This is a genomic window from Vibrio sp. NH-UV-68 (genome assembly GCF_042940635.1).
In the GTDB taxonomy this organism is placed as follows: Bacteria; Pseudomonadota; Gammaproteobacteria; order Enterobacterales; family Vibrionaceae; genus Vibrio; species Vibrio pacinii.
The window spans coordinates 1,077,620-1,102,841 of the sequence record NZ_CP134976.1 but is presented as its reverse complement, the minus strand read 5'-3'; the positions used below and the strand labels follow the sequence as shown (position 1 = coordinate 1,102,841).

General features: G+C 42.8%; 24 protein-coding genes. 15 read left to right on the top strand and 9 right to left on the bottom strand.

The window, feature by feature from the left end; translation table 11 throughout:
* Positions 1-37: 37 nt before the first annotated feature.
* From ViNHUV68_RS19260 to ViNHUV68_RS19250, 3 genes are all read left to right on the top strand, one after another.
* Positions 38-1,215, top strand: a protein-coding gene (locus tag ViNHUV68_RS19260) for an IS3 family transposase (protein WP_391087173.1) whose coding sequence is annotated in 2 segments (ribosomal slippage) — positions 38-296 and positions 296-1,215 — 1,179 coding nt in all. Because the reading frame shifts where the segments join, the coding sequence is not laid out codon by codon here.
* Positions 1,212-5,111, top strand: coding sequence for a hypothetical protein (locus ViNHUV68_RS19255; RefSeq protein ID WP_391090760.1), 3,900 nt, complete (start codon positions 1,212-1,214; stop codon positions 5,109-5,111). Before ViNHUV68_RS19260 ends, ViNHUV68_RS19255 begins: the two co-directional genes overlap by 4 nt.
* A complete protein-coding gene (locus tag ViNHUV68_RS19250; protein ID WP_203473822.1) occupies positions 5,047-5,727 on the top strand; it encodes a hypothetical protein in 681 nt (226 codons plus the stop codon). Before ViNHUV68_RS19255 ends, ViNHUV68_RS19250 begins: the two co-directional genes overlap by 65 nt.
* A 120-nt stretch (positions 5,728-5,847) precedes the next feature.
* Here the strand turns inward: ViNHUV68_RS19250 and ViNHUV68_RS19245 are convergent, their stop codons facing one another.
* The 4 genes from ViNHUV68_RS19245 to ViNHUV68_RS19230 all read right to left on the bottom strand — a co-directional run bounded on the left by ViNHUV68_RS19245 (position 5,848) and on the right by ViNHUV68_RS19230 (position 9,500).
* Positions 5,848-7,176 carry a HipA domain-containing protein gene (locus ViNHUV68_RS19245; RefSeq protein WP_391090758.1) on the bottom strand — a complete coding sequence of 443 codons (1,329 nt, stop codon included), beginning with the start codon at positions 7,174-7,176 and terminating at the stop codon, positions 5,848-5,850.
* Between the two features lie 171 nt (positions 7,177-7,347).
* A complete protein-coding gene (locus ViNHUV68_RS19240; RefSeq protein WP_391090756.1) occupies positions 7,348-9,051 on the bottom strand; it encodes an FAD-dependent oxidoreductase in 1,704 nt (567 codons plus the stop codon).
* Positions 9,052-9,129: 78 nt separating this feature from the next.
* Complete coding sequence (locus tag ViNHUV68_RS19235) at positions 9,130-9,303, bottom strand: pyridine nucleotide-disulfide oxidoreductase (RefSeq protein ID WP_391091886.1); 174 nt, start codon at positions 9,301-9,303, stop codon at positions 9,130-9,132.
* Positions 9,304-9,314: 11 nt separating this feature from the next.
* The gene (locus ViNHUV68_RS19230; RefSeq protein WP_038176663.1) at positions 9,315-9,500 is read right to left on the bottom strand and encodes a DUF2892 domain-containing protein; all 186 of its coding nucleotides are present in this window, start codon (positions 9,498-9,500) and stop codon (positions 9,315-9,317) included.
* A gap of 164 nt (positions 9,501-9,664) precedes the next feature.
* On the opposite strand from ViNHUV68_RS19230, the gene ViNHUV68_RS19225 reads away from it, so the two are divergent.
* Genes ViNHUV68_RS19225 through ViNHUV68_RS19205 form a run of 5 tightly spaced genes read left to right on the top strand, consistent with a single transcriptional unit; the run spans position 9,665 to position 15,097 of the window.
* The gene (locus tag ViNHUV68_RS19225) at positions 9,665-9,973 is read left to right on the top strand and encodes a metalloregulator ArsR/SmtB family transcription factor (protein ID WP_038176661.1); all 309 of its coding nucleotides are present in this window, start codon (positions 9,665-9,667) and stop codon (positions 9,971-9,973) included.
* Between the two features lie 24 nt (positions 9,974-9,997).
* Positions 9,998-10,417, top strand: a complete 420-nt coding sequence (locus ViNHUV68_RS19220; RefSeq protein ID WP_391090753.1) for a YeeE/YedE thiosulfate transporter family protein — start codon at positions 9,998-10,000, stop codon at positions 10,415-10,417.
* A gap of 18 nt (positions 10,418-10,435) precedes the next feature.
* Entirely contained in the window at positions 10,436-10,894 is a 459-nt protein-coding gene (locus tag ViNHUV68_RS19215) for a DUF6691 family protein (RefSeq protein ID WP_391090752.1), read from the top strand.
* Positions 10,895-10,937: 43 nt separating this feature from the next.
* A complete protein-coding gene (locus ViNHUV68_RS19210; protein WP_391090750.1) occupies positions 10,938-11,942 on the top strand; it encodes an efflux RND transporter periplasmic adaptor subunit in 1,005 nt (334 codons plus the stop codon).
* A 2-nt stretch (positions 11,943-11,944) separates the two neighbouring features.
* Positions 11,945-15,097: an efflux RND transporter permease subunit gene (locus tag ViNHUV68_RS19205; RefSeq protein ID WP_391090748.1), complete on the top strand. Its 3,153-nt coding sequence runs from the start codon at positions 11,945-11,947 to the stop codon at positions 15,095-15,097.
* Positions 15,098-15,194: 97 nt separating this feature from the next.
* On the opposite strand, the gene ViNHUV68_RS19200 is transcribed toward ViNHUV68_RS19205, so the two are convergent.
* Positions 15,195-16,082 carry an endonuclease/exonuclease/phosphatase family protein gene (locus ViNHUV68_RS19200; protein WP_038176653.1) on the bottom strand — a complete coding sequence of 296 codons (888 nt, stop codon included), beginning with the start codon at positions 16,080-16,082 and terminating at the stop codon, positions 15,195-15,197.
* A 292-nt stretch (positions 16,083-16,374) separates the two neighbouring features.
* On the opposite strand from ViNHUV68_RS19200, the gene nrdD reads away from it, so the two are divergent.
* The 5 genes from nrdD to ViNHUV68_RS19175 all read left to right on the top strand — a co-directional run bounded on the left by nrdD (position 16,375) and on the right by ViNHUV68_RS19175 (position 21,798).
* Positions 16,375-18,495, top strand: coding sequence for an anaerobic ribonucleoside-triphosphate reductase (nrdD, locus tag ViNHUV68_RS19195; protein ID WP_391090746.1), 2,121 nt, complete (start codon positions 16,375-16,377; stop codon positions 18,493-18,495).
* Between the two features lie 82 nt (positions 18,496-18,577).
* The gene (nrdG, locus tag ViNHUV68_RS19190; protein WP_038176650.1) at positions 18,578-19,045 is read left to right on the top strand and encodes an anaerobic ribonucleoside-triphosphate reductase-activating protein; all 468 of its coding nucleotides are present in this window, start codon (positions 18,578-18,580) and stop codon (positions 19,043-19,045) included.
* Between the two features lie 174 nt (positions 19,046-19,219).
* Positions 19,220-20,401 (top strand): aromatic amino acid transaminase, encoded by a 1,182-nt coding sequence (locus ViNHUV68_RS19185; protein ID WP_391090743.1) that lies wholly within the window; start codon positions 19,220-19,222, stop codon positions 20,399-20,401.
* Between the two features lie 64 nt (positions 20,402-20,465).
* The gene (locus tag ViNHUV68_RS19180; protein WP_038176647.1) at positions 20,466-21,167 is read left to right on the top strand and encodes an ATP-dependent zinc protease; all 702 of its coding nucleotides are present in this window, start codon (positions 20,466-20,468) and stop codon (positions 21,165-21,167) included.
* A 232-nt stretch (positions 21,168-21,399) separates the two neighbouring features.
* The gene (locus ViNHUV68_RS19175) at positions 21,400-21,798 is read left to right on the top strand and encodes an NUDIX hydrolase (protein ID WP_038176646.1); all 399 of its coding nucleotides are present in this window, start codon (positions 21,400-21,402) and stop codon (positions 21,796-21,798) included.
* 43 nt (positions 21,799-21,841) lie between these two features.
* On the opposite strand, the gene ViNHUV68_RS19170 is transcribed toward ViNHUV68_RS19175, so the two are convergent.
* A complete protein-coding gene (locus ViNHUV68_RS19170) occupies positions 21,842-22,315 on the bottom strand; it encodes an FKBP-type peptidyl-prolyl cis-trans isomerase (RefSeq protein WP_391090741.1) in 474 nt (157 codons plus the stop codon).
* A gap of 17 nt (positions 22,316-22,332) precedes the next feature.
* On the bottom strand, positions 22,333-22,953 hold the full coding sequence (locus tag ViNHUV68_RS19165; RefSeq protein ID WP_038176811.1) for a thiol:disulfide interchange protein DsbA/DsbL: 621 nt from the start codon (positions 22,951-22,953) through the stop codon (positions 22,333-22,335).
* Between the two features lie 268 nt (positions 22,954-23,221).
* On the opposite strand from ViNHUV68_RS19165, the gene ViNHUV68_RS19160 reads away from it, so the two are divergent.
* Complete coding sequence (locus ViNHUV68_RS19160) at positions 23,222-23,839, top strand: OmpA family protein (RefSeq protein WP_391090739.1); 618 nt, start codon at positions 23,222-23,224, stop codon at positions 23,837-23,839.
* Between the two features lie 140 nt (positions 23,840-23,979).
* On the opposite strand, the gene ViNHUV68_RS19155 is transcribed toward ViNHUV68_RS19160, so the two are convergent.
* Both ViNHUV68_RS19155 and ViNHUV68_RS19150 read right to left on the bottom strand, forming a co-directional pair.
* Positions 23,980-24,225 carry a YgjV family protein gene (locus ViNHUV68_RS19155; protein ID WP_038176642.1) on the bottom strand — a complete coding sequence of 82 codons (246 nt, stop codon included), beginning with the start codon at positions 24,223-24,225 and terminating at the stop codon, positions 23,980-23,982.
* Between the two features lie 295 nt (positions 24,226-24,520).
* The gene (locus tag ViNHUV68_RS19150; RefSeq protein ID WP_038176640.1) at positions 24,521-24,838 is read right to left on the bottom strand and encodes a DUF496 family protein; all 318 of its coding nucleotides are present in this window, start codon (positions 24,836-24,838) and stop codon (positions 24,521-24,523) included.
* A gap of 148 nt (positions 24,839-24,986) precedes the next feature.
* On the opposite strand from ViNHUV68_RS19150, the gene ViNHUV68_RS19145 reads away from it, so the two are divergent.
* Complete coding sequence (locus tag ViNHUV68_RS19145) at positions 24,987-25,217, top strand: hypothetical protein (RefSeq protein WP_391090737.1); 231 nt, start codon at positions 24,987-24,989, stop codon at positions 25,215-25,217.
* Positions 25,218-25,222 lie beyond the last annotated feature (5 nt).

The following is a 25,222-nucleotide window of genomic DNA, read 5'->3' as shown; positions in this document are numbered from 1 at the left end:
GGTGATATCATCACCTCATAAGTTAACAGGTGACACTATGACAAAACGTACAAGACGACTATTTAGCGCTGAATTTAAGTTAGAAGCAGCTCAGTTAGTCCTAGACCAAAATTACTCAGTGACTGAAGCAGCCCAAGCCATGAATGTGGGCAAGTCCACGATGGATAAGTGGGTTCGCCAGCTTAGAGAAGAGCGCCAAGGAAAAACACCGAAAGCTTCACCGATGACCCCTGAGCAAATAGAAATTCGGGAATTAAAAAAGAAGTTGGCTCGCCTTGAAGAGCATAATGAAATATTAAAAAAAGCCACGGCTCTGTTGATGTCGGACTCACTGAACAATTCTTGATAATCAAGAAACTCAAGCAGAGCTACAGCGTAAAAACATTATGCGAAGTCTTCAATGTTCATCGAAGTAGTTATCACTATTGGCTTAAACGCCCAACGGTAATTAACGCTGAAACAGTAAAGTTGCGCAGCTTGGTCAGTGAGGCTCACGCTGCAAGCAATGGCTCTGCGGGAGCTAGAACCATTGCAGATATAGTCACAAATCAGGGTGTAAAGCTGAGCCGATACCGAGCAACAAAACTTATGAGAACGCTTGGTTTAGTGAGTTGCCAAGTGCCAAAACATCGTTACCGAAAAGCTTCACAAGAACATATTGACGTTCCAAATCACTTAGGTCGTCAGTTTGCGGTTACCGCCCCAAATGAGGTCTGGGCTGGTGATGTGACGTATATTTGGACAGGTAATCGGTGGATGTATTTAGCCGTTGTTATCGATCTTTTTGCCCGAAAAGTGATTGGCTGGTCGATGTCTCTATCACCTGATTCTAAACTAACAGGCAAAGCTCTTTCGATAGCTTATGAGTCACGTGGTAAGCCTAAAGGTGTTATGTTCCATAGCGATCAAGGCAGTCATTATACTAGCCGTAAATACCGTCAATTGCTGTGGCGTTTTCAAATAAAACAGAGTTTATCTCGCCGAGGAAATTGTTGGGATAATGCGCCGATGGAGCGTTTCTTTAGAAGTCTGAAGACTGAATGGGTGCCAACTGTGGGTTATCGTAGCTTCGCTGAGGCTCAACAAGAGATTACCCGTTACATTATCGGATACTACTGCCAACTCAGACCACATCAGTATAACGGTGGTCTAACTCCCAATGAATCAGAACGATTATATTGGGAAAACTCTAAAACCGTGGCCAATTTTAGTTGACCACTACAATATTTAAAGTAACAGAAACCTTCATCCGTAGACTTATTGATTTAGGGGATTTTGACTCTATTTCAAAAATGGCTATCTACGGGAAAAAAAATCCAAGCTTCATATTAGCTGTAACAAGCGAGCTGGTCAGGGTCGGTAAATCCCCCCCTAGAGAGTGCTTAACTCAGTGTTTGAATCAAATTGTAAAACCGACTATGAGGCTTGAGAAACCAGATGACCTCTACCATTCAGGTTATAGCTCAGATGCATTTTTGTCTTTTTTTGAAGCTTGTACTATCGAACAGCTTCCAGCCAAAAATATTCTTCGTGCATTAAATTATTATATAGGTACGCCTCGCCTCTATTCCGTAGCTGATGACTATCAACATTTAGGTAGTCGTACAGTATTTATGCGGTCTGTCAGTATTAAGCTGGCCTTAAAAAAAACATTCTCGACCACAGTAGAAGAAATCATACCGAGTGAGTGGGTTTCAAAAGAAGACCCCAAACGTGAAAGAAATGACTTAGCAAAAGCTAAAGAGTCACTCGAAAAGCTACTTCCTTGGTACTTGGTCGCATCTAAAATATGGGCTGGTCAGAGTATTAACTTAGAAGAAGAGCATATCCTAATCGCTTCAGGTAGCCGTAATGATTCGTATGGGTACTATGATCGTTATCATTCCATTCGTTACGAGTGCTCACTTCAAAGGTTCAGGAATATTATTTTCTATAAAGGAAACAAGAAGAAGGAAGTTGAGAATTTCTTAAATGACTTTAACGATGAAAAGGTAAGTATAAGAACCAACGATAAACTCTCATTGCTTCGAGTTTGCTGTCGTCAAGAAGAGTTAGGGGCGCTTAGTGACGCATTTGAGGTGTCTTGCTATGAAGAATTGCAGCAATTTAATACTGACGAGTCTCCAGAATCATACTCAGAGCAATATATAGCCCTCTCTCGCGCAGTTATGTCCTTAAGTTTAAAAGAAGCTTCACTGTATTTTAATAAAGCGATTGAAATTGCCTCTAACTTTGGTGACGAGGCCGTCGTTCGTTGGGAATCGATTGTCAGTATTGCTAAAAGAAGTTGTGCAAACAAAAACAACAAACCTGAAATGGCGCACCGATTTATGCGTTGTGCCGAATTGATAGGTGAAACGGTAGCTAAGGAAAAGTACTGGGATAGGAATGATGCACTTAATACTTGCTTTATGCTGTCACCTCAATATGCATTTTCAGTAGCTAGCAGATGGAAAGATAGACAAATAGGCTGGAGTGAAAGACAGTTAGTAGCGTTGGCAAATAGTGCCTTGAACTCAAACCAATTGACACCAGACATCGTTTGGAGTTTATCCGCTTTTTCATGGGATTACGATTACATAGAATTTGTATCGAATTGTATTGATCAAGAAGTAAATCCACAAAAAAAACAGATTATGTTTGATTATTTAGTTCAAGATCTTCGGGCAAGAGATGTTAGGGGGACAGACTGGAAAATTGTAGAAAAAACCGCTTCCAGGAACAAGTTAAACAATGCTGAACTTTGTAATCTTACTCATCTAAAGATCTTAGAGAAACGTTCTGAGTCTGGTTCTTTAATGTCGCAAAGGAAAGAAGATACTGAAGAATACGATTGGAACTCTATCTATGGAAACTTTGACATTCTAAAGGTTCAAGGACTTAGAAGTGCATTTGAAAAAAGTGCAACAACAAACAAATATTGGGAATCTGACCGATTTTGGAATGGATGTTATAGCAAGTTGTCATCTCGAAATGTCGTGGAGTTTTTAGACGTTCTTAAGAGTGCCGAATTTCTTGACTTTTACGATATCAGAAATTGTTTAAAGTTCTTTCCTACTGAATGGAAAGCAAGACCGAGTGTCGAGCAAGCTTGGTGCCATATGATGAAGTGTCTTGCGAAAAGATACCCATATAGGTTCACAAATATTTATGAAAGAAACTACATACTAGGTGATCTTGATTGCTCAACTTCAACCCTACAGGCCATTCAAGACGGTGTATTGGACGGTTTTTCAAACTCGGTTGATTTAGAGTCTGCAACAGCATTGTTCGGATTTGCTAACTATTGTACTTCGCTTATTAGTACGAATGAGGCTGAAAGTCTTTTGGATTATGGTCTCAAAAGGTTTGAATTGCATATTGATGACGATTTTGCCGATGGGTGTTGGAGTGAGTACTTTGCTTCTTCGAAAACAGTAACTGAATCTCTAGCAGCATATCTCTTTGCTAATTTAGGTTCGCCTGAAAACACTGAACGCTGGCGTACTGTCCATGCTGTGATTCGACTTTACAAACTTGGGTGTAAGGAGCTGATAGAGATACTGATTGATTTGATGATTTCTGATGATGTAAAAGAGTTTGTACCTCCCGCATTTCCATTCTACGAAATGCATGCCAAGCTTTATCTATTAATGGCATTGTCTGTATGCTCTTCTGATGGGGTTATGTTTTTACAAAGTCGAAAAAAAAGTTTTGCTGTGTTAGCAATGCAGAGTAACTCTAATATATTAATACAGCTCTATTCAAAAGAAATTGCGAGAAAAATCGAAGAGGCATTTCCTGGTTGTTATGATGAGCAGACGTTAAACGTTTTAAGTCGAGTAGGGAAAAGCCTGTTAGCCCCAACAAAAGTAGAAAAATATGGGTATCAAATCAGTTCACCTTGGCATGCGTGCGGCACTCTAGATACATCTCGTGAGCTATGGTTTGATCATGACTTCGACCATTATTGGTTTGAGCCACTTGGAAGAGTATTTGGAATATCTTCAAAAGAAGTTGCAGACCTAGCAGTTGATGTAGTCTTGGGTGAGTGGAACATGTCGTTTGAAGAAAAGTACATCGATGACCCTCGTAAGGATCTATGGAGTAATCGTAGAAACAGAAAAACATGGCACAGTCATGGTGAATACCCAGAAATAGATAATTACCAATTTTATATTTCTTATCACGCAATGTTAACTGTGGCTTCAAAGCTATTGGTAACGATGCCAGTAGTTCAACACTCTGACTTTGCAGAGGATAGTTGGTCAGATTGGTTAGAAAGGCACCTACTTTGTGGTACTCGAGACTATTTACTTGCGAATTTGAGAGACCCATTTCCACTTGAACGTAGAGGTTGGGTTTCAGAAGATAAAGGTGAAAACTGGCTATGGGAAATAACCTCGTCTGATTTTCTGGATATGTTGTATACCGAGTCTGAAAGTGGGATTTGGATTAATATCGGTGCGGATTGGAATGAATATTCGGATGGTTATAATGAGAGAATTTCGATCTCTAGCGCATTCATCCCGAAACAATTAGGTGATTGTTTTTTAAGAACTATTACAAGTTTTGACAATCATATGCATGAAACCTACTTGTCAAACTTCTGTGATAATGACATGAGAGTAGACTCACTGAATCATCAATTTAAAGGTAAAGCGTGGCTCACAAGAGAGGAGTATGTTTATGGACTTGATAAGAATGACCCATACGCTGGTGACATTGATCCTCGGATGTTCACTCCAGAAGACAAAGTAGTAGAAAGATTTGATTTACGTCGCTGTAAGTACGGAAAAAAATGGTTTATGGCGGGATCTAATCGAGCTTCAATTATTAATGAGCTATGGAGTGATGAAAAACCTCTAGATCACGATACTGATTACCGAGCTGGTATAAGAAGCAAAGCATCGATGGAGTTCTTGCTTGCTGTATGTCGGGAACTAGATATCGAAATAGCTATTCAAGTAAACATGAAACGTTCGCTGGTTGGTCGTTATAACAATAAGAGTGATGATAATTATGGATACATCCCTAGATACAGCAAAACATTCCTTTTGTCTGGAGATGGAAGAATTAGAGACACAAGAAGAAGTTATTCGTTTAGGGAAAAAGCTACTGAAGAGTCTTAAAGCAGGTGAAAAAGACGAAATCACAGAGTGGATGGTCAACTATCTTGCAGAACAAATTCATGAGATTGAATACTCAGATGAGAGTAGTATGCAAGAATCAAAGCATAGGTGCTTTGAAACAATTCTGACGTTATGGCAGCATCGTTCGCATTTCCCCCATGGCTCAAGACCGTTTGAGCAATTTGAACCTGTTTTCAAGGCGTTAGAATCACTAGATCCAGAAAATTCATATCCGAGATATTATAGAGTCCCCGAAAAAGAAGAACCTAATTTTTCTGAGGATGTACGATCTTGGGTTGACTTAGGCTATAACCTTGATAAAACAGCAAAATCTTTAGTTTCATTCGCTTTTGAACAAGCAGCTGCATCGGCTATGGATGATGACGTTGCGGACTGGCTAGCTTTACTTAAAAAGAGAACACACGTAAGCGAAGCAAGAGTTTTAATAAAACTATTGGGTGATGAGGACGCTGAACGTCCAGCAGAAAAGGAAGCGAAGGAGAAGGTAGAAAGGTATACAAAAAGAATTGAACAGTTAAAAGCATTTAATTCAATTAGTTCTGCATTAGTTAATGACCTGGAAGAGCAAATTAAAAAACTTCAAGAAGAGAAGTGAACTTTGTTCTTTTGAAGTGGCTAGCTGAAACTGCCTATAGTCTTAAATGTAAAGGTCACTGTAAATAATTCGCAAAATGCTACTTTCACAAAATCACTGACTCATTTCTGTGCATATTTGTCACATCTTTCGGTTTGCCAACCTAATCTTGTTCAACATCCTCAGTGCGTTAGTGGTTATTGAATCTACGATATGAACAGGAAAGCCGTTGGGTAGCTGGTTCACTACTTGGTCAATAGCATTCGGAAAGGCGTCTACAAACTCTTCAAGTATCTCTTGCATTCGAATTGTGCAGAAACCAACGGTTTCTGCTGTTGCAATAAAGTGACGGGGATAAATCTTTTCTAGATGCCACTTATTACCTTTTGAAGTGGATTTTAACGACATAGCCAGCTTTAGTTTTCGAGTGTTAATACCTCTACCTTGAGTGGTAGGATAGGCAGACATAATGTCGTAGAAGGGGGTTAGTTTATAAGCGCCATTGGCTTCAATAAAAATTGAAAAGTTCTTTGCATGCCCGTCGGTTGCACCTATCAACCATTGAAATACTTGAAAGCGAATGAAGTCATCACGGTCTTTTGGGGCGTTTGTTGATCCGTTCAATAGCTGCATTATTTCTGCAATACCGATTCCTCCGTCAATTTGATATTTCAAGCGGGTGGGTAAAGACATTGCCTGGCACATGTCCTCTTGAGCCAACCGAATAAGTGCGCCTTCATCTTTCGACCAGTATCTATCAAAGCGTTCCACAGCTAGCGCTTTCATTTCCTCGACTTCTAGTATCTCAACCTTTGGTACGTGAAAGCCCACTGTTTCTGCAAGTTTGACACAGAAATATTCATTTTCAACGCTCTCAGTCATGTCTAGAGTTGAGAATGGTTGCTGAATAAAACCGATTGGGAATTTGAGAATATGAGTACTGGGATAATTGTAGTTGGGTAAATACCAATTATTCTTAATCTTCAACAGTGTTGTTTTTTCTTGAGCGCCAGATACTGTGACACGAAAATTACTTAGCTTATTGAGCATGCCAAGTGGGATGTTGTGCTTATGTGCAGATAAAATGTTGTGTAAGCAATCAATTGAAAGTGGTTCCAACATGGTTGGAGCTAAACTATCCACAATTTCAGTCTCAGGTACTAATGATAATGAGCCTACGCAGTCTCGACCGATTGCATGCAATAAGTCGAAGGTATTTGTTGAGGCGGTGCTATAGCGACGCTGTATGTTCTTACGTGTTGAAGTTAGGTCGGGTAACAGATTATCAAAATAGTTTGCTACAGGGTCACCTTTGTGTGGTTGATGTTGAAGTGGAAGAGACAGCGAAATCGGGTAGGCATGCGGCTGATCTAACCATTTCTTATCGTAACAAAACTGCATTTGACTATTGTTAATCTTGGTTAGATGGCCAACTTTGGTGTTGTTGATGTGTATTAGTAAACTAGTCATCTGTTTCTTCTGAAGAAAATTGAAGGCGGATAGGAGTATCTAAATCTTATAATTAGTTAACAAAATAGCTAGCGCTGATTTTATAGCACAGTGGACTGACTATTAAGGGATACGGTAGGTTATACGACAGCCAGCAATCAAAGTGCTGGCTGTCAATTGTGTTAATAGTAATTAGATTTTTGAATGAAGATAAGTTCGATAACCGCCTATAAGATTACGAGCTTTGTAACCATTGTTAACTAACTGACGATAAGCAACGTTACCACGTAACCCAACTTGACAGTAAATCACAATCTCTTTGTCTTTTGGTAGTTCGTTCATACGATGACGTAATTGGTCAACAGGAATGTTGATTGCACCTTCAAGATATCCTACCGACTCAAGTTCACCTGGATTACGTACATCAAGAAGGACCTGGTTTTCAGACAATTTATCGATTTCATCATAATGAATCGCAGTCGCGTCACCTTTGATGATGTTGTTTGCGACAAACGCAGCTTGGTTGAGCACATCTTTTGCACTGCCGTAAGGTGGCGCGTAAGTCAATTCTAAATGTTGAAGTTGCTCTACCGTCATACCTGCGCGTTGAGCCACGGCCATAACGTCGATGCGTTTATCGATACCGTCTTTACCGACTGCTTGAGCACCGAAAATCTTGCCCGATTTTGGATCGAACAACATTTTAAATGAAACGACTTCAGCACCAGGATAGTAACTCGCGTGGCTTGCGGTATGGACGTAAACTTTTTCGTATTCAACGCCAGCATGTTTCAATTGTTTCTCATTTTTACCTGTTGAAGCCACAGCAAGGTCGAAGATCTTACAAATCGCAGTACCTTGTGTACCTTGGTAAGTTTCTTTGCGACCTAGCATGTTATCAGCAGCCATACGACCTTGACGGTTTGCTGGTCCAGCTAGAGGAACAAGTGTCTGCTCGCCAGTGACAAAATCTTTTTCTTCAACTGCATCACCAACAGCGTAAATTGAAGGATCGCTAGTTTGCATGTATTCATTGGTATAAATACCACCTAGAGCACCGATTTCTAAGCCAGCTTCTTTTGCCAATTTGGTCTCAGGGCGAACACCAATTGCCATAATCAAAATATCGGTGGTGAGTTTTTCACCGTTATTCAGAGTGAGTTCCAGTTCACCTTCTAAGTGTTGGTGCTTTTCGCTTTCACCAGCCTCGATACTTGCAATATGCTCGTTAGGTAAGAACTGAACAGATTCAAGCGCCACCCCAAGCTTCAGGTCGATCCCTTTTTCACGGATTTCTGCGTGAGCAAAACCTGCCATTTCACGGTCAACAGGTGTCATGACTTGCTCTGCCATTTCAAGCAAAGTGGTTTTAATCCCCAGTTGGTGGAAGGCTTCCATTACTTCTAAACCAATGAAACCGCCGCCTACAACCGTGGCGTGCTCTGGCTTGTTCATCTGGATCGTTTTAATGATGCGATCCATATCAGGGATATTACGTAGTGAATGAGTCAACGGATTATCCAGACCAGGGATTGGTGGAACGATAGGGCCTGCACCTGGGCTAAGTAATAGGAAGTCGTATGTCTCTTCGTATTCTGAGCCATCAAGAAGATTTTTTACTGTCACTGTTTTGTCTTGACGGCTTATCGATACCACTTCATTCATTACACGAACATCAACGTTGAAACGCGCTAAAAAGCTTTCTGGTGTTTGTAGCAATAATTTACTGCGATCTTTGATGTCGCCACCGATGTGATAGGGAAGGCCACAGTTAGCAAAAGACACGAAATTACCTCGTTCGAACATAATAATTTCTGCATCTTCACTTAAACGACGAGCGCGGGCTGCTGCTGATGCACCGCCAGCCACACCACCGACAATGAGAATTTTGGTCATATAGACACTCCAACTTAGCGAGTAAAAAACAAACAATAATACACTCGAAAACAAGTGAATTTTTGTTTGTTTTTAAGATTATATTAAGAGCAGTGCTAAACTATTTTTAATGTCGTCTATCATGCAGTTGACTAAAGAAACAAATGGGCCACGTTCGAACATGATAATTTGCGCGTCTTCACTTAAACGACGAGCACGAGCTGCTGCTGAGGCGCCACCTGCGACACCGCCAACGATAACAATCTTAGTCATTTATAACTCCGTTATTGGAAACCTAACTTTTTAAGAAAATAGACTGCCGGGCAAATCCCTGTGAATGCACTCTGAATCAGATTAACGCCAACAAAAACAGTCAACCACACAAAGTTACTATGCACGGTAAATGTCAAAATGACTGAGATAAGTACCATACTTCCAGCCAATACTCGAATTGCATTTTCAAGCGTCATAACGTTCTCCTTATGTCTCTATTTCCTCTACTGCTGATCACTATAGGGTTATAAATTAGAAAAGTCTAATATTTATTTGTCTAATTTCACTAATGCTAAATTAGAGTTGACTAAAGCTTATTGTTTAGTATTATCTAATGTATCTATTTAAGCTGAGGTGAGTCATGAAAGATCAGGCAGTTAATATTGCGGAGATGCAAAATAAAGCCGTCGAAGCAGCTGATTTGTTGAAAGTAATGGCTCATCCAGAGCGATTGATGGTGCTGTGTCAGTTGACTGAAGGAGAAGTTGGGGTAGGCGCTTTGCAGACCAGTTCGGTGTTAAGTCAGTCGGCGTTTTCTCAGCATCTTACCGTACTGCGCAAGCATGGGTTAATCAAATCGCGTAAAGAATCGCAGCAAGTTTTCTATTCGTTGGACGATGAGCGTGTCGTTCAGCTTATTCACAATTTACAGTCCACATTTTGTGGTTAAATTTTTGTTCAGTTAGAGGTAGTTATGGCTTTCACCATTCCTTGGGAATCATTAGCAGGAGGCATGTTATTAGGAGTCTCAGCGACCCTATTGTTGTTGCTAAACGGTAAGATCGCAGGTATTAGCGGCATTATGACTGGGTTATTGACGCCTAGAACTTCAGACTTTGCGTGGCGTTTATTGTTTTCGCTCGGCATGGTGCTTGGTGGGGTTATCGGTGTGTCTGTGTTTGCTAGTGAAATACCTACAAGCTTTGATAGCAGTGTCTGGGTACTCGGTGCGGCAGGTTTGCTGGTTGGTATTGGCACCCGTTTAGGTAATGGCTGCACAAGCGGCCACGGTATTTGTGGAATAGGACGTTTATCGCATCGCTCCATCATCGCAACCATGATCTTTATGATAGTCGCCGCCATGACGGTATTTGTCCGTTTTCACCTAGTTTAACCCGTAGTGAGAAATCAAATGAACAAGTTAATTTTCCGCTTAACCGCTTTATTTACCGGTTTTTTGTTTGGTCTAGGGATGATTATTTCAGGCATGGCTGACCCTAATAAAGTCTTGGGCTTTTTAGACGTCGCAGGCGCTTGGGATCCAAGCTTGGCCTTTGTGATGGGCGGGGCGTTATTGATCTATATGCCAGCCTATTTTCTTATCATCAAGCCGTTACAAGCACCAGTAGTCGCGGATGAGTTTTGTTTAGCTAAAAAAACACGTATAGACGCACGTTTAGTCAGCGGTGCCGCAATTTTTGGCTTAGGTTGGGGATTAGCAGGCATTTGTCCTGGACCTGCAATGTCAAGCTTGGCGCTAGGCAACATTGGGGTTTGGATCTTCTTTGCTAGCATGATGGTGGGTCTCGGAGTGACAAACTTATTGATTAGTATGAAAGATAGTCGCAAGTCACAAACGCAAACCGCGTAGTGTCTATCATGGATGAAATGAATCGAAACAGGGAGTGGTGGTAATGAACATGATAAGTTGGAGTGTTGCCGTTGCGTGTGCGACGGCAATGAGTGTCAATGCTCAGCAAACCGATCAGCGATACACCGTCAGTTTGGAGCCACTTTCGCAGATTATTCATCTCGACGGTGTTGTTCAGCCAGTGAATCAAGGCACGGTAGCGGCGCAAACGTCAGGCCGAGTTGTCGGTCTGTATGTCGATGTTAATGACTATGTTAAACAAGGCGCGGTACTACTAGAAATCAGCGCCGTTCAACAATCAGCGTCCCTTGACGCGGCCGAGGCGCAGTTGTTAAGTGCTGTTGCACAAAACAACGAAGCGCAGGCACAATTAAAGCGTTATAAACAGCTGTTTCCTAAAGGGGCCATTTCCCAAGATCAAATGGACAGTGCGCAAGCGCGTGCTCGCAGCGCAGCTGCGGCGGTGACATCTGCTGGGGCCAATGTTGCTCAAGCGAAGGAGTCTTTAGGCTATACCAATATTAGCGCGCCTTACGATGGCATTGTCACTAAGCGCCACGTTGAATTGGGTGAAACCGTTGCGCCAGGGACACCATTATTAAGCGGTTTTGGACTTAACTTACTTCGAGTCGAAACCGAGATCCCTCAACGTTATCAAGGCAAAGTGCAAAGCATTGATCAATTTGATGTTGTCTCTGCAGATGGTATTGAAATAGCCCCAACCCATTTCAGTCTATTTAGTTACGCCGATCCTCAATCGCATACCTTTAAAATTCGTTTGTCTTTACCCGAGAGTATGGAGTCACTGGCACCGGGTATGTGGGTGAAAACGGCTTTTCGTTATGGTGTGAAGCAGACGCTGGTGATTCCGGAGTCGGCGGTGGTGCGCCGTGGCGAATTAAGTTCGGTTTATCGAATCGATAACCAAGCACAAGTTTTGAATCCAGTGCGCTTAGGTCAGGTGTATGGCGAATATGTCGAAGTTCTTTCAGGCCTTGAAGAGGGCGATGTTATTGCAACGCTAGCTCTAACTGTTGAGGGAGAGTAATTATGGACAATCGACTCGGTATCTCGGGTCGCATTGCAGCGGCCTTTCAAAACTCAGCCATGACGCCTTTACTGGCCTTAGTGGGTCTTTTGATGGGTTTATTTGCCGTGATGGTGACACCCAAAGAAGAAGAGCCTCAAATCGATGTGACTTTTGCCGATGTGTATATTCCCTTTCCTGGTGCTTCACCTCAAGAAGTAGCAAGTTTAGTGACCACACCGGCAGAGCAGATCATTTCAGAAATTCAAGGTATCGATAAACTGTACTCTTTCTCCCAGCCTGACGGTGCGATGATTGTCGCTATCTTTGAGGTGGGTGTTAGCCGTAACGATGCCGTGGTGCGTATCTACAACAAACTCTATTCAAATAAAGACTGGATGCCTAAAGGTGTTGGGGTTGGAGAGCCGATCATAAAACCGAAAGGCATCGAAGATGTGCCGATTGTCAGTCTCACTTTAAGCGACAGAAACGGCGCACTTGACCAGCAACAATTGACTCAAGTGGCTCACGGGCTAGAAACCGAACTTAAACGTATTCAAGGTACGCGTGATATCTATACCATAGGAAGTCATAATTCCATTGTTGATGTTAGGCTTGATCCGGTCAAAATGAACAGCTTTGGCATTACTTTAGACCAACTCAATCAACACCTTCCTGCGGCGAATACCCGTTCACCTATGTTGCGCCTTACTCATGACAATCAGACCTTTCCAGTGCAAGTCGGTCAATTTATAACTCAGGTGGCAGAAGTCAACCAGCTGGTCGTTGGTCTGCATAATAACGCCCCGGTTTATTTGCAAGATGTTGCTGAGGTTAAGCTCGGCGCCAACACTCCTACTCAAAACGTTTGGACCAGTGATAAACAGAACATCTACCCCGCCGTGACGATTGCGATTGCCAAAAAGGCGGGTGAAAATGCGGTAGATGTTGCTAAGGCGATTGAAGCGCGCCTGCTTGATTTGGAAAATCAATTAATCCCTGATGGTATCGATATTGAAATCACCCGTGACTACGGTAAAACAGCGGCCGATAAAAGTAATACGCTGATTGGTAAGCTCGCGTTTGCCACTGCCGCGGTGGTGATTTTGGTGATACTGACTATGGGGTGGCGTGAGGCGTTCGTGGTCGGTTTTGCGATTGTTGTTACCTTAATGATCACGCTTTTCGCGTCATGGGCATGGGGATTTACTTTAAACCGCGTTTCGTTGTTCGCGCTTATCTTCTCTATCGGAATATTGGTCGATGATGCGATTGTCGTGGTGGAAAATATCCACCGACATATGTCGCTTGGTAAGGCAAAACTCAAAGAATTAATTCCTAGCGCGGTCGATGAGGTGGGTGGGCCAACCATTTTAGCCACATTCACTGTGATTGCTGCGCTATTACCAATGGCTTTCGTGAGCGGCTTGATGGGGCCTTATATGAGTCCTATTCCAATTAACGCCTCAATGGGGATGCTTATCTCCTTAATCGTGGCATTTGTCGTCTCTCCTTGGTTGGCAAGCCACTTGTTGAAGCCATCACCGCACAAACCACAAACTCAGGCGAATTCAGTTTTTCATACCATGATGGCGCCCTTTGTTACGGCGAAAGCTCAAGGACGAAACCGTTTTATGTTACTGCTGGCGGTTCTGGCTTTGATTGCAGGCTCGATCATGTTGCCTGTGATGCAAGCGGTGGTGTTGAAAATGCTGCCATTTGATAATAAATCTGAGTTCCAAGTGGTGCTTGATATGCCCGAAGGGACCTCGTTAGAGCGCACTCAGCGAGTGTTATTTGAAATGGGTACTAAGCTAAACCAAGTACCAGAAGTGACCAACTATCAAATCTACGCTGGTACTGCTGCACCGATCAATTTCAACGGCTTGGTTCGTCACTATTTTACTCGTGACCAATCTCATCAAGGTGATATTCAAGTTAATCTTGTGAGTCGCAAAGAACGTGAGCGTGACAGTCATGAGATTGCCGCTGCCATCAGACCTGTGCTCAATCAAGTAGCACAAAAGTTTGCCGGCAAAGTTAAAGTGGTTGAAGTGCCCCCTGGGCCACCTGTGTGGTCGCCAATTTTAGCTGAAGTGTATGGCCCAACCCCAGAGATTCGCAGCCAAGCTGCACGCGAGATTCGGCAAATATTTCGAGCAACTGATGACATTGTTGATGTTGATATGTACTTGCCCGAGGTTCATCAGAAATGGCAGGTGGTGATTGACCGCAGTAAAGCTGCGCACCTACAAGTTTCGTACGCATCGGTTGTGGACGCGTTGGCGACGGCAGTCGGTGGTAAACCAGTCAGCTACCTGCACAGCGAACACAGCAAGTACCCAGTACCGATTCAACTGCAAGCAAGTGAGAGTGCCAAAGTCCGTTTGGAGCAAATATTAAACATGAAAGTAGGCAGCCAAACTGGTCAAGCTTATCCTTTGTCTGACTTGGTCACCGTACGGCAAACTCGCATGGATGACTATATCGTGCATAAAAACATGGTTCCAATGATCATGGTGGTTGGTGATATGTCTGGCTCGGTGGATAGCCCACTGTATGGCATGTTTAATATCGGCAGTGCGCTTGATAGTCAGATGGATGTCGAGCAGTACTACATCAATCAGCCCGATGGATTAGAAGGGGTTTCGGTCTTGTGGGATGGGGAGTGGACCATTACCTACGAAACCTTCAGAGATATGGGCATCGCCTATGCAGTGGGTATGGTACTGATTTATCTGTTGGTCGTCGCACAATTTAAATCTTACTTAGTGCCACTGATTATAATGGCGCCAATACCGTTGACCATTATAGGCGTTATGCCAGGGCATGCGTTGCTCGGCGCGCAGTTTACCGCCACATCAATGATCGGCATGATTGCGCTGGCGGGTATTATTGTGCGCAACTCGATTTTGTTGGTAGATTTTATTAACCAGCAGGTTGCCGAGGGTGTTGAGTTTGCTGAAGCGGTTATTCAATCGGCCGCAGTGCGGGCAAAACCTATTATGTTGACTGCGCTGGCGGCAATGATTGGCGCAGGGTTTATTCTCGATGATCCTATTTTCAATGGCTTAGCCATAAGTTTGATCTTCGGTATTTTTGTCTCCACCGTACTGACGTTGCTAGTGATACCCATTCTTTACTATGTCGCAATGCGTAAGCGTTTCGAGTTGTAGCCAATCATAAAAAGCCCCGTAATCGAGACGGGGCTTTTTAATCATGCTTTCAATTGCTTATCTATTAAATTAATGACCTAACTATTAAACCAACCGCTTACAAAGTAAAGCGGATCGGGCAGTGATCGCTGAGTTGATACTTAAACAGATCTGGGGTTTGATACGCCACTTGGCTAACATTCTTGGTGGTTAGTTGATGACTGGTAATCACATGATCGATGAGTGAACGAAATTGATGTGTCTTATTGGGTTGTTTGCGTGAGCGAACTTTACATACTGCTTGGGTCGACTTGGTAGCCAATAGCGCAGAGCTGCCTTGCGTTATCTCTTGCCACAACCAGTCACTTGGATAGCTGAGATTGTGATTGAAGTCGCCGAGTATAAGATAGCGCTGATTGGCGACTTCACGTTGTTGGATCCACCGATTGAGTGCTTGGCCTTGTTGCTTTAGTTTTCGACACGCGGCATTGGCTTTATAAGCCCCCGAACAACGCGCCTTTAAATGGACGGAGAGCACGTGTAACGGCTGGTTACTTTCAGGCGCCACGACAACGTACGCCGCGAAGCGCAAGCGGCTGTTGGATTCTTTGTCGAGCTTTAGGTCTGGTTTATCACTCACACTGATTCCATGGCGAACCGCAATTCCAGTAAATTGATTGATATCGGTAAATTGACGGTGACGATTGTCAGGATGAGAGCGATCTGAGAAGAATAAACGATAGTCGTTACCGATCACTCTGCGCAGCGCCTCGGCGTCGTTAACTTCTTGAAAAGCAATGATGTCACTTTCAGTGCGTTGAAAGTGATGGCGCAAGGCCTGATAGTCGGCATCACTGCGTTGTGAAGCCGTGAACTTTGATGAGGGAGTACTACTGAGCCACTCTAGGTTCCAAGTTGAATAATTGAATGAACTAAAACCTATCGCTTTAAAAGGCAGTAATAAGCAAAAGACCAAGTAGAACGACCATTTTCTAACGCACAACATAAGGTAAATCCGTGAATAGAGTTGAAGCCTTTATCTTATAAGATGTCTACAAAAATCAAGTGGAATAGCTAGCATTTTTCTAATTTACATCAATTTCTTTTTATCTGAGATCAGTACCACTAAGATCGATTTGTTCTTGAGCGAGGCTCTCCTTTTATTGATCGAAATCAATACCAATCTGTGTGTCATTTCGTTTAATACGCCACAATATATAGTGTCAGTTGAATTATAAATCGCCCTATATAGTGTGTTTGTGGATAACTCTGTGAGTATGCTGGGGTAAGGAGAAAAGGTGAAACCAATCGTAATCAAGCGTGATGGCTCTAGGGCGCCATTTAGCAGGGATCGCATTCAAGCTGCTGTCGAATCTGCAGCTGAGCACGTCGACAATGAAATCGCAATCTATGCGCTTAATGTTGCGCTTGCGGTGGAGTTGCAGCTAAAAGATCACGATGAAGTACACATCATCGAAATCCAAACTCTGGTTGAAAACGAGCTTATGCAAGGGCCGTATAAGTCACTAGCACGCTCATATATCGAATACCGTCATGACAGAGATATTGCACGTGAAAAACAAAGTACTTTGACGCGCGAAATCGAAGGCTTGATTGAAGAGAGCAATGTTGACCTCATCAATGAAAATGCCAATAAAGATGGCAAAGTGATCCCAACTCAACGTGACTTGTTAGCTGGTATCGTTGCGAAGCACTACGCGAAAACACACATTTTACCGCGTGATATCGTCCAAGCGCATGAGTTGGGTGATATTCACTACCACGATTTAGACTACGCGCCGTTCTTCCCAATGTTTAACTGCATGCTTATTGATTTGAAGGGAATGCTAACGCATGGTTTTAAGATGGGTAACGCTGAAATTGACACACCTAAATCAATTTCGACCGCCACGGCCGTAACGGCGCAAATCATTGCACAAGTTGCTAGCCATATCTATGGCGGAACGACCATCAACCGGATTGATGAAGTTCTTGAACCTTATGTAGAGTCAAGCTTTGAGAAACATCTTAGTATTGCTCAAGAGTGGGATATCCCCAATGCACAAGCATTTGCAAAGGCTCGCACCGAGAAAGAGTGTTTTGATGCTTTCCAATCCTTAGAATATGAAGTTAATACGCTGCATACCGCGAACGGGCAAACGCCTTTTGTCACTTTTGGTTTTGGCCTAGGTACCAGTTGGGCATCACGTCTAATTCAACAGTCGATCTTGAAAAACCGTATTGCGGGATTAGGTAAAAATCGCAAAACAGCGGTGTTCCCTAAGTTAGTTTTTGGCATCAAAGCGGGTTTAAATCATAAACCAAAAGATCCCAATTACGACATCAAACAGCTGGCGCTTGAGTGTGCTTCTAAACGTATGTACCCAGACATTCTTAATTATGACAAAGTGGTTGAGATCACCGGATCATTTAAAACCCCAATGGGATGCCGCAGTTTCTTAGGTACTTATGAAGAAAATGGTGAGCTAATACATGAGGGGCGAAATAACCTAGGGGTGGTGAGTCTCAACTTGCCACGTATCGCGTTGGCTGCTAACCGTGATGAACAAGCATTTTATACACTGCTTGATGAAAAGTTAGACTTAGCACGTCGAGCCCTTGAAACGCGGGTTTCTAGATTAGAAAACGTCAAAGCTCGCGTCGCCCCAATTTTGTATATGGAAGGCGCGTGTGGTGTTCGGCTTAAAGAAGATGAGTCGATCGCCAATATCTTTAAAAATGGACGTGCATCGATTTCGCTCGGTTACATTGGTATCCATGAAACCATAAATGCATTGTTTGGCAATGAGTCGCACGTTTACGATGATGCTGAATTACGCCAAAAAGCGATCGACATCGTTAAGTACCTAAAAAGCAAGGTTGATCAATGGACGAAAGAGTCTGGTTATGGCTATAGCTTGTATGGTACACCGAGTGAAAACTTGTGCAGTCGTTTTTGCCGAATTGATACCAAAGAGTATGGTGTCATTAAAGGCGTAACTGATAAAGGTTATTACACCAACAGCTTTCACTTAGACGTTGAGAAAAAAGTCAATCCGTACGATAAGATTGATTTTGAGATGCCATACCCACCAGTATCGAGTGGCGGGTTTATTTGTTACGGTGAATTCCCAAATATGCAGCGCAATATTGAAGCGTTAGAAAACGTTTGGGATTATAGCTACAGTCGCGTGCCTTACTATGGTACTAACACGCCAATCGATGAATGTTACGAATGTGGATACAATGGCGAATTTGATTGCACCAGTAAGGGTTTTACTTGCCCAAGCTGTGGCAATCATGATTCAACTAAGGTGTCGGTAACACGACGTGTTTGTGGCTATTTAGGCAGTCCCGATGCGAGACCGTTTAATTTTGGCAAACAAGAAGAAGTTAAACGACGTGTCAAGCACCTGTAATGAAATCGCGGTGTGGTCAGAGCCCTGTGTTTAGGGCTCTGTTTCTTTCGATACATCAAAGAGTTATTTCGAGACTTCATCGATGAATTACCATCAATATTATCCAATTGACGTTGTCAACGGGCCCGGAACACGTTGTACCTTGTTTGTATCAGGGTGTGTGCATCAATGCAAAGGATGCTACAACCAATCAACGCAAAGGCTTGATTCAGGCATTGCGTTTACTCAACAGGCCGAAGACCGCATTATCGCTGATCTTAATGATACTCGAATTAAAAGACGTGGACTATCGTTGTCTGGAGGCGATCCGCTCCATCCTGCTAATGTCGCGAGTGTGCTTCAACTGGTTAAGCGAGTTCGCGCAGAGTGCCCGGACAAAGACATTTGGGTCTGGACAGGGTATTGTTTGAGTGAACTCAATCAAGAGCAGCGTGACGTCGTCAACCTCATCGATACATTAATTGATGGGAAGTATGAACAAGATAAACGCGATCTCAACCTTGAGTGGCGTGGAAGTTCCAACCAAATAATTCACACATTTACAGTGTGAATTAGTGTAATAGCAGGATATGGTCCTGATGGCGGCTCGTCAGGTTAACGTATTGTTAATTTTTGTGGGCTTTTATCCTGTTTTGCTCTTTAGAACTGAAATTTTATTTCTAGATTTGTAAATTAGATGGTAAGTTGATGCCCATTACTTGAATTTCAAAGGGTTGTGACTTTCATGTTCTCTCAATTACCGACTCCAATATTGGATCCTATTCTTTCTCTATCTGTTGCTTACCGCAGCGATCCTCGCAGCGAAAAAGTTGACCTTGGCATCGGCGTTTATAAAAACAGCGCAGGTGAAACGCCCGTCATGAAGGCGATTTCACAAGCTCAAGATATCGTCGTTGCGACGCAAAAAACCAAATCCTACGTTGGCCTTGCAGGCTGTGAAGAGTTCAACCAGTCGATGGTTAACTTACTGCTTGATGGGACTTCGGCAATGGATCGTGTTGCTGGTATTCAAACGCCAGGGGCGAGTGGTGCATTGCGCATGCTTGGCGACCTAATGAAGGTGGCCCAGCCAAATACAACGATTTGGATTTCAAACCCAAGTTACGTTAATCATCGCCCAGTAATGGAAGCGGCAGGGCTCAAAGTGAAACATTATCACTACTTTAGTCCAGAAACTAAGCAAGTTGATGTCGCTCGTATGCTGGATGATTTATCAACGGCTGGTCCTGACGATGTCGTCTTACTGCACGGTTGCTGTCATAACCCAACAGGGGCAGACATCGATTTTGATGCGTGGAAGGTGATTACGCAACTGGCACAGAAAAATGGTTTTACCCCCTTTGTCGATATTGCTTATCAAGGCTTCGGTGACGGGCTTGAACAAGATGCCCAAGGGCTTCGTTATATGGCAGACAACGTCGAAGAGATGTTGATTACTACCTCATGTTCAAAGAATTTTGGGTTATATCGCGAGCGTACAGGGGCAGCGATTGTGGTGGGTAAATCTCAGCATGATGTTAATAATGCCAAAGGCAAACTGATGACCCTTGCACGTGCAACCTACACGATGCCACCTGATCATGGCGCTGCATTAGTAAAAACGATCTTGCAAAATCAAGAGCTCACAGCGATTTGGAAGCAAGAGTTAAGTGAAATGCAGCAACGATTGTTAAACCTGCGTAAAATCTTGTGTAACGAGTTGAGAAATAACTACAATACTTCACAATTCGACTTTATCGAGAGTCACAAGGGAATGTTTACTGTGCTAGGATTTAGCCAAGACCAGATGGCGCGATTGCGCGAAGAATACGGGATCTATGGTGTTGGGGATGGTCGAATCAACGTTGCTGGATTGACGGAAAGAGATATTCCGTACGTCGCCCAAGCAATTGTGAACGTCGCTTAATACTAACGGGGTTGTTATCAGCCCCGTTTCATCTAGATCCGATTGATTATGATTAGGTGAGCAAATGAACAAAACGTGGAAAGTACTCGTTCCATTAATGTTGAGTGGTGGTTTAGTCGCCTGTTCAACGACTGGCCAGCAAGTAACAGAACCAAAGCAACAAACTGATGAAGTAGAGCAATCAGAAAAAATAGAACAACCTCAAGACTCGCAAGTGGACACTCCTGAAATTACCCCTCCAACGGTCAAACCTGAAGAGCCTGTGGTTGAGGCACCCAAAACGCCAACACCTGAAGTAAAACCTACCGCACCTGTGGCAAAAAAACCGGCTCAAAAGACCGCTGATGGAAAGCTACTTCTTGGTGAAGAAGAGTGGGTTTATATTCCTGGCCTTGAACAAAACTTTCGTGCACGTGTTGACACCGGTGCGACTACCTCATCAATCAGTGCGGTAGACATTGTGCCGTTTGAAAGAGACGGTAAAGATTGGGTTAAGTTCAAAATTGAACACGATAATATCAAAAGTAAAGAGATTGCATTGCCCGTTAAACGTTGGGTCAAGATACGTCAATCGAGTTCAGAAGGAACACAAGATCGTGCAGTTGTTGAAGCGTGGCTGCAGGTTGGTGATCTAAAAGAAAAAACGGACTTTACTTTGGCTGACAGGAGCCATTTAACTTATCCATTGCTACTTGGGCGTAGCTTTTTTAAAGATGTGGCCGTTGTCGATGTAAGCCAGAAATACATCCAAGATAAACACAAATAATAGTGTTTTAGCGCACAAAACTAAGCCAGTAGCACTACAAGCTACTGGCTTTTTTATCTCCTAGATCATATTTTTGCTTTTCTCATCTGCGAACTTCAAGCGGCTAGGTTACTATTTGTCCGCTCAAGTCGGTCTGCTGTACAGCTCTCTAATAAGTGCCTCACGTTCGCGTGTTGCCAAAACCCTACTAAAGCTGTCCAGAAATAAAGTATAAATAGAAAAGGAGTCAAATATGAAGCACTTAGCTATGGCGATAGTGATAAATGATGGCAAGGTGTTACTTAAAAAGCGCGGATGCTCTGCACAAGGAGAAATGCGCGAATTTCCCGGTGGTGCAGTTAAGAATAATGAAACTGGTACGGATGCAGCAAAAAGAGAGTTGCAAGAGATCTCTGGCATTGATGCTGATAGCCATGTGGCAACGTTTAGCGGGATTAATGATTTTGGTGGACGTATTTACTACGCTATCTTTAACGCGGAAGACCAGCCATTGCTTAGCGATAAAGCGGATCAATTTGAATGGGTTAAGTTCAAAGATTTGCCACTCGACGACTTTTATGCGGCAGATACTGACTTCATAAATAAACATCTAAGTCGCTATAGCAAAAAAGAAACGGCTGCTATCGACTAACGAACAGTTAAAAGGCCAATCAACGGATTGGCCTTTACTCTTTCTATTGAATCTCTAACAATTCAACTTCAAAAATCAGTGTTGCGGCTGGTGGAATAGGGCCGGTACCATTTTTTCCATAACCAAGCGTACTAGGAATAAACAAGCGAAATTTATCTCCTTCAGACATGTAGGTTAGGCCTTCTTGCCAACCTTTAATGACTTGATTGAGTTTGAAGCTGATTGGCTCGCCGCGTTCGACAGAACTATCAAAAACAGTGCCATCAAGAAGCATACCGTGGTAATGAACCTTAACCGTGTTGTTTACTGTCGGATGAGTATTGCCTTCGCCTTTATGCAAAACTTGATACTGTAAGCCACTTTCTGTCGTGATGACGTCTTCTTTGTTGCCGTTTTCGATTAAAAATGCTTGTCCTACGGCAAAGTTTTCTTCGCTCGCTTTATGATTTGTCCAAGTACGATAGATGAAAAAGCCAGCTAGTACGAAGATAATGATTGGAAAAATAATCTTAGACATAAATCCTTTCCGTTAAATTATGGTTGCTGTAGTAAATAGTTGATTGTTTCGGCGATGCTTTCAACATCGCGGTGTCCACTCGTCATGACTTGATATTTGCCATTAACAATAAAGGTAGGTACCGAGTTGATTTGACCTGTAGTTGTAATGTCATCAGCGATTTGCATCGCGGCAAACAGACGTTTTTGCTCGGTGTCATCGAAGTCGTAAGGACTGACAAAATTTCGGCTATGGAAAACAAGGTCAATTGCGGCCTTTTTATCGGCAGAGGTTGAACCATCGCTAAGTTGCGTTGCGGCAAACAGCTCCGTCATCATTTGATGGTCGGGCTTTTTACCAAATTGCATTTCAGCAGCATAGTAGATCATCGCAGCAATTTGAGCACTTTCGTTAAAGGTAACGTGTACTTTACCAATGTCTTGCCCCGTTAATTTCTCGATTTTGGCAAGCTGGTCTTCCATCTTGCGGCAATGGCCACAGTTTAGCGAGAACACTTCCGTGACGGCAGGGAGCCTGAACGTTGCCAAATTAGCGGGTAGGGTCTGGTAGTGCTCGCCTTGCTTAGGCGCATCACTTTCGCTACAACCGACCAAAATCGAAGACAAAGCGATAAAGAGCAGAGTCGCTATTTTTTTCATCATTTACTCTCTTAGCATCACTGATAACAATGGGATATAGATATTTTAAATCAGTGAATTAACAATGGTTTGATTCTACTTGTTCAGGCAACGAAGCGAAACACTCGAATTAAAAAATGACATTACAAAGTATGTATTTCAATGAGTTTGTGTAGTCTGTTGCCATATTGTTTTAACAAAACTAAGTCAAACCAGTACAAAAAACGCTAAAGTCTTGGCGTTACGGCCGATATAGAAATGGTATCGAAAAGGAACCAACGGTGAACTAATGAAGCGCTTTGTATTACCCCTGATCTTGTTACTTTCTGGATGTAGCGGCTTAAAAGACCAGATGGCTATGTTCGGTGATGACCTGCTAGATACCGCGCCGCAGTCTGACTTTGATGTGCGCTACCCTGACTGGGGAACAACGCCGACCATAGCGAGCTCGGGCGTGAAAGGCCCATTCGGACAACAACGAACTCAAAGTTATAACGATCTACAGAGCTTCTTGCTTAGCAATGGTGTGGATTACGAATTACTGCCAGGTAATCACGTGATGGTTAAGCTTAAAGACACGATTAAATTTAATAGCGGATCGTCTCGTGTTTCAACAGACTCAGCATACTGGCTTGATATGATGGGGAGCTATCTCGCGACTCAGCCGGGCATTGATATCGTGATTGACGGTCATGCCGATAGTACTGGTGCCCCGACATTAAATGACAGCCTATCGATGAAACGCGCGAGCGCCGTCAAACAGAAGTTACTGAGCAATAATGTTGCGATGGATTCGATCTTTACCCGCGGATATGGCGAGTACGTCCCAGCTTGTAGTAATAAGACTAAGGCAGGAAAAGCGTGCAACCGTCGAGTGGAAGTGCTGTTCATTGTTGCAAATAACTAATAGTTGCCACAAATAAAATAGTGAGTTATCACCACAACCAGCTGATTATTATAGACAACAACTAGGCTCAACAATCAAACTCTTCAATAAAAAAGCCCTTGAGTTTAAAGCTCAAGGGCTTGTCTTCGCTGTTATACTGCTTATGCGACGTTTTTTACTTGCTCGCTTTTTTTTTCAATTTGCATTTTTGCAAGAAAGTAGACATTGACACAGGCAATGAAGCCATTGGTGACAACTACTGGCCAAGCATCGATCATCAGACCGTAGGCCGTAAACAGCGCACAACCGATAAAGTTAAGCACGCGCAGTTTAACGATATCTTTCATTGTTAATGAGATTGCAACCATAATAGAAGCTGCGTAGCCTAGAATTTCAACCATATCCATAATTTGACCCTCTTAATTTTGCCGACTTAGGTCGGTACCAATTCTTCTCATCGTGAGATAATTGAGGAAGCTCCGTGCCTCGAATGGTCTATAAATGATTAACTTTTTTGAAATATAACAGGGCTAAATGTGTGATGAAAGCCCCAAAAATATGAACGGAGAAGGTTAGCGATTACGCAAACGTTTTACGTTATTTATAAGATTGTAATAACCAATTATGTTGGCGTATCATTTCACTCATTGATGCATAAAAAAGCCTACCGCAAGGTAGGCTTTTTGAGTTGTTTATCAGGTATTATTTCTTTTTGCCCTGAATGATTTTGTCTTCTTCAGTCAGTTCACGAATTCGACGACTGATATCGCGACGCTCTTTTGAAATTTCAGCGCTCTTGATGATGTGATCATCAACACGATCTTCGTAGTCGCCTTTCATATTTTTAATGATCGACACAATTTCTTCGTTGGTCATTTCTGGCTTGATGTAATCAAGAAGGTTTTCAAGCAAGTCAACACGTTTACGGTTGTCACGAACTTTCTTCTCGTTGTCTAAAAGTTCACGTTTTAACTTATTCTTACGACGTGCTTGAGCTACGATTTCAAAGACACCACTCATAGTTCCCATTCCTAATATTTTGATTAACTACAATGATTAAATCACATCATCTGGCGCGATAACAGTCTTTAGATCAATCATTACTTTAGCTTGATGTATTTATCGCCAATCTCGAGTCTAGTCATTGAGCGAATTTCAGTAACCATATATGATTCGACTATTGTTAAAACAAGTTCAAACCTGTATGCACCAAACGTCTGAAATTATCGTCCCTACAATGAGTGAGAGTGAACCTGAGCGCGCCCCTCGATTGATCAAAGCCTATAAACATGAGCGAACTCATCAAGAAGTGACCGAGGTAGAGTTAAATCGTAGTAAAATTGTCATGATTGATGAAAATGGCAATATTAAAAAAGTTGCCATTATCTCTGAGCACTAAATAAC

Bases quoted from the DNA above. Each gene is read 5' to 3' on its own strand.
- ViNHUV68_RS19250 (WP_203473822.1), top strand. From the start codon at position 5,047: ATGGAAGAATTAGAGACACAAGAAGAAGTTATTCGTTTAGGGAAAAAG.
- ViNHUV68_RS19245 (WP_391090758.1), bottom strand. From the start codon at position 7,176: ATGACTAGTTTACTAATACACATCAACAACACCAAAGTTGGCCATCTA.
- ViNHUV68_RS19240 (WP_391090756.1), bottom strand. From the start codon at position 9,051: ATGACCAAAATTCTCATTGTCGGTGGTGTGGCTGGCGGTGCATCAGCA.
- ViNHUV68_RS19235 (WP_391091886.1), bottom strand. From the start codon at position 9,303: ATGACTAAGATTGTTATCGTTGGCGGTGTCGCAGGTGGCGCCTCAGCA.
- ViNHUV68_RS19230 (WP_038176663.1), bottom strand. From the start codon at position 9,500: ATGACGCTTGAAAATGCAATTCGAGTATTGGCTGGAAGTATGGTACTT.
- ViNHUV68_RS19225 (WP_038176661.1), top strand. From the start codon at position 9,665: ATGAAAGATCAGGCAGTTAATATTGCGGAGATGCAAAATAAAGCCGTC.
- ViNHUV68_RS19220 (WP_391090753.1), top strand. From the start codon at position 9,998: ATGGCTTTCACCATTCCTTGGGAATCATTAGCAGGAGGCATGTTATTA.
- ViNHUV68_RS19215 (WP_391090752.1), top strand. From the start codon at position 10,436: ATGAACAAGTTAATTTTCCGCTTAACCGCTTTATTTACCGGTTTTTTG.
- ViNHUV68_RS19210 (WP_391090750.1), top strand. From the start codon at position 10,938: ATGAACATGATAAGTTGGAGTGTTGCCGTTGCGTGTGCGACGGCAATG.
- ViNHUV68_RS19205 (WP_391090748.1), top strand. From the start codon at position 11,945: ATGGACAATCGACTCGGTATCTCGGGTCGCATTGCAGCGGCCTTTCAA.
- ViNHUV68_RS19200 (WP_038176653.1), bottom strand. From the start codon at position 16,082: ATGTTGTGCGTTAGAAAATGGTCGTTCTACTTGGTCTTTTGCTTATTA.
- nrdG (WP_038176650.1), top strand. From the start codon at position 18,578: ATGAATTACCATCAATATTATCCAATTGACGTTGTCAACGGGCCCGGA.
- ViNHUV68_RS19185 (WP_391090743.1), top strand. From the start codon at position 19,220: ATGTTCTCTCAATTACCGACTCCAATATTGGATCCTATTCTTTCTCTA.
- ViNHUV68_RS19180 (WP_038176647.1), top strand. From the start codon at position 20,466: ATGAACAAAACGTGGAAAGTACTCGTTCCATTAATGTTGAGTGGTGGT.
- ViNHUV68_RS19175 (WP_038176646.1), top strand. From the start codon at position 21,400: ATGAAGCACTTAGCTATGGCGATAGTGATAAATGATGGCAAGGTGTTA.
- ViNHUV68_RS19170 (WP_391090741.1), bottom strand. From the start codon at position 22,315: ATGTCTAAGATTATTTTTCCAATCATTATCTTCGTACTAGCTGGCTTT.
- ViNHUV68_RS19165 (WP_038176811.1), bottom strand. From the start codon at position 22,953: ATGAAAAAAATAGCGACTCTGCTCTTTATCGCTTTGTCTTCGATTTTG.
- ViNHUV68_RS19160 (WP_391090739.1), top strand. From the start codon at position 23,222: ATGAAGCGCTTTGTATTACCCCTGATCTTGTTACTTTCTGGATGTAGC.
- ViNHUV68_RS19155 (WP_038176642.1), bottom strand. From the start codon at position 24,225: ATGGATATGGTTGAAATTCTAGGCTACGCAGCTTCTATTATGGTTGCA.
- ViNHUV68_RS19150 (WP_038176640.1), bottom strand. From the start codon at position 24,838: ATGAGTGGTGTCTTTGAAATCGTAGCTCAAGCACGTCGTAAGAATAAG.
- ViNHUV68_RS19145 (WP_391090737.1), top strand. From the start codon at position 24,987: ATGATTCGACTATTGTTAAAACAAGTTCAAACCTGTATGCACCAAACG.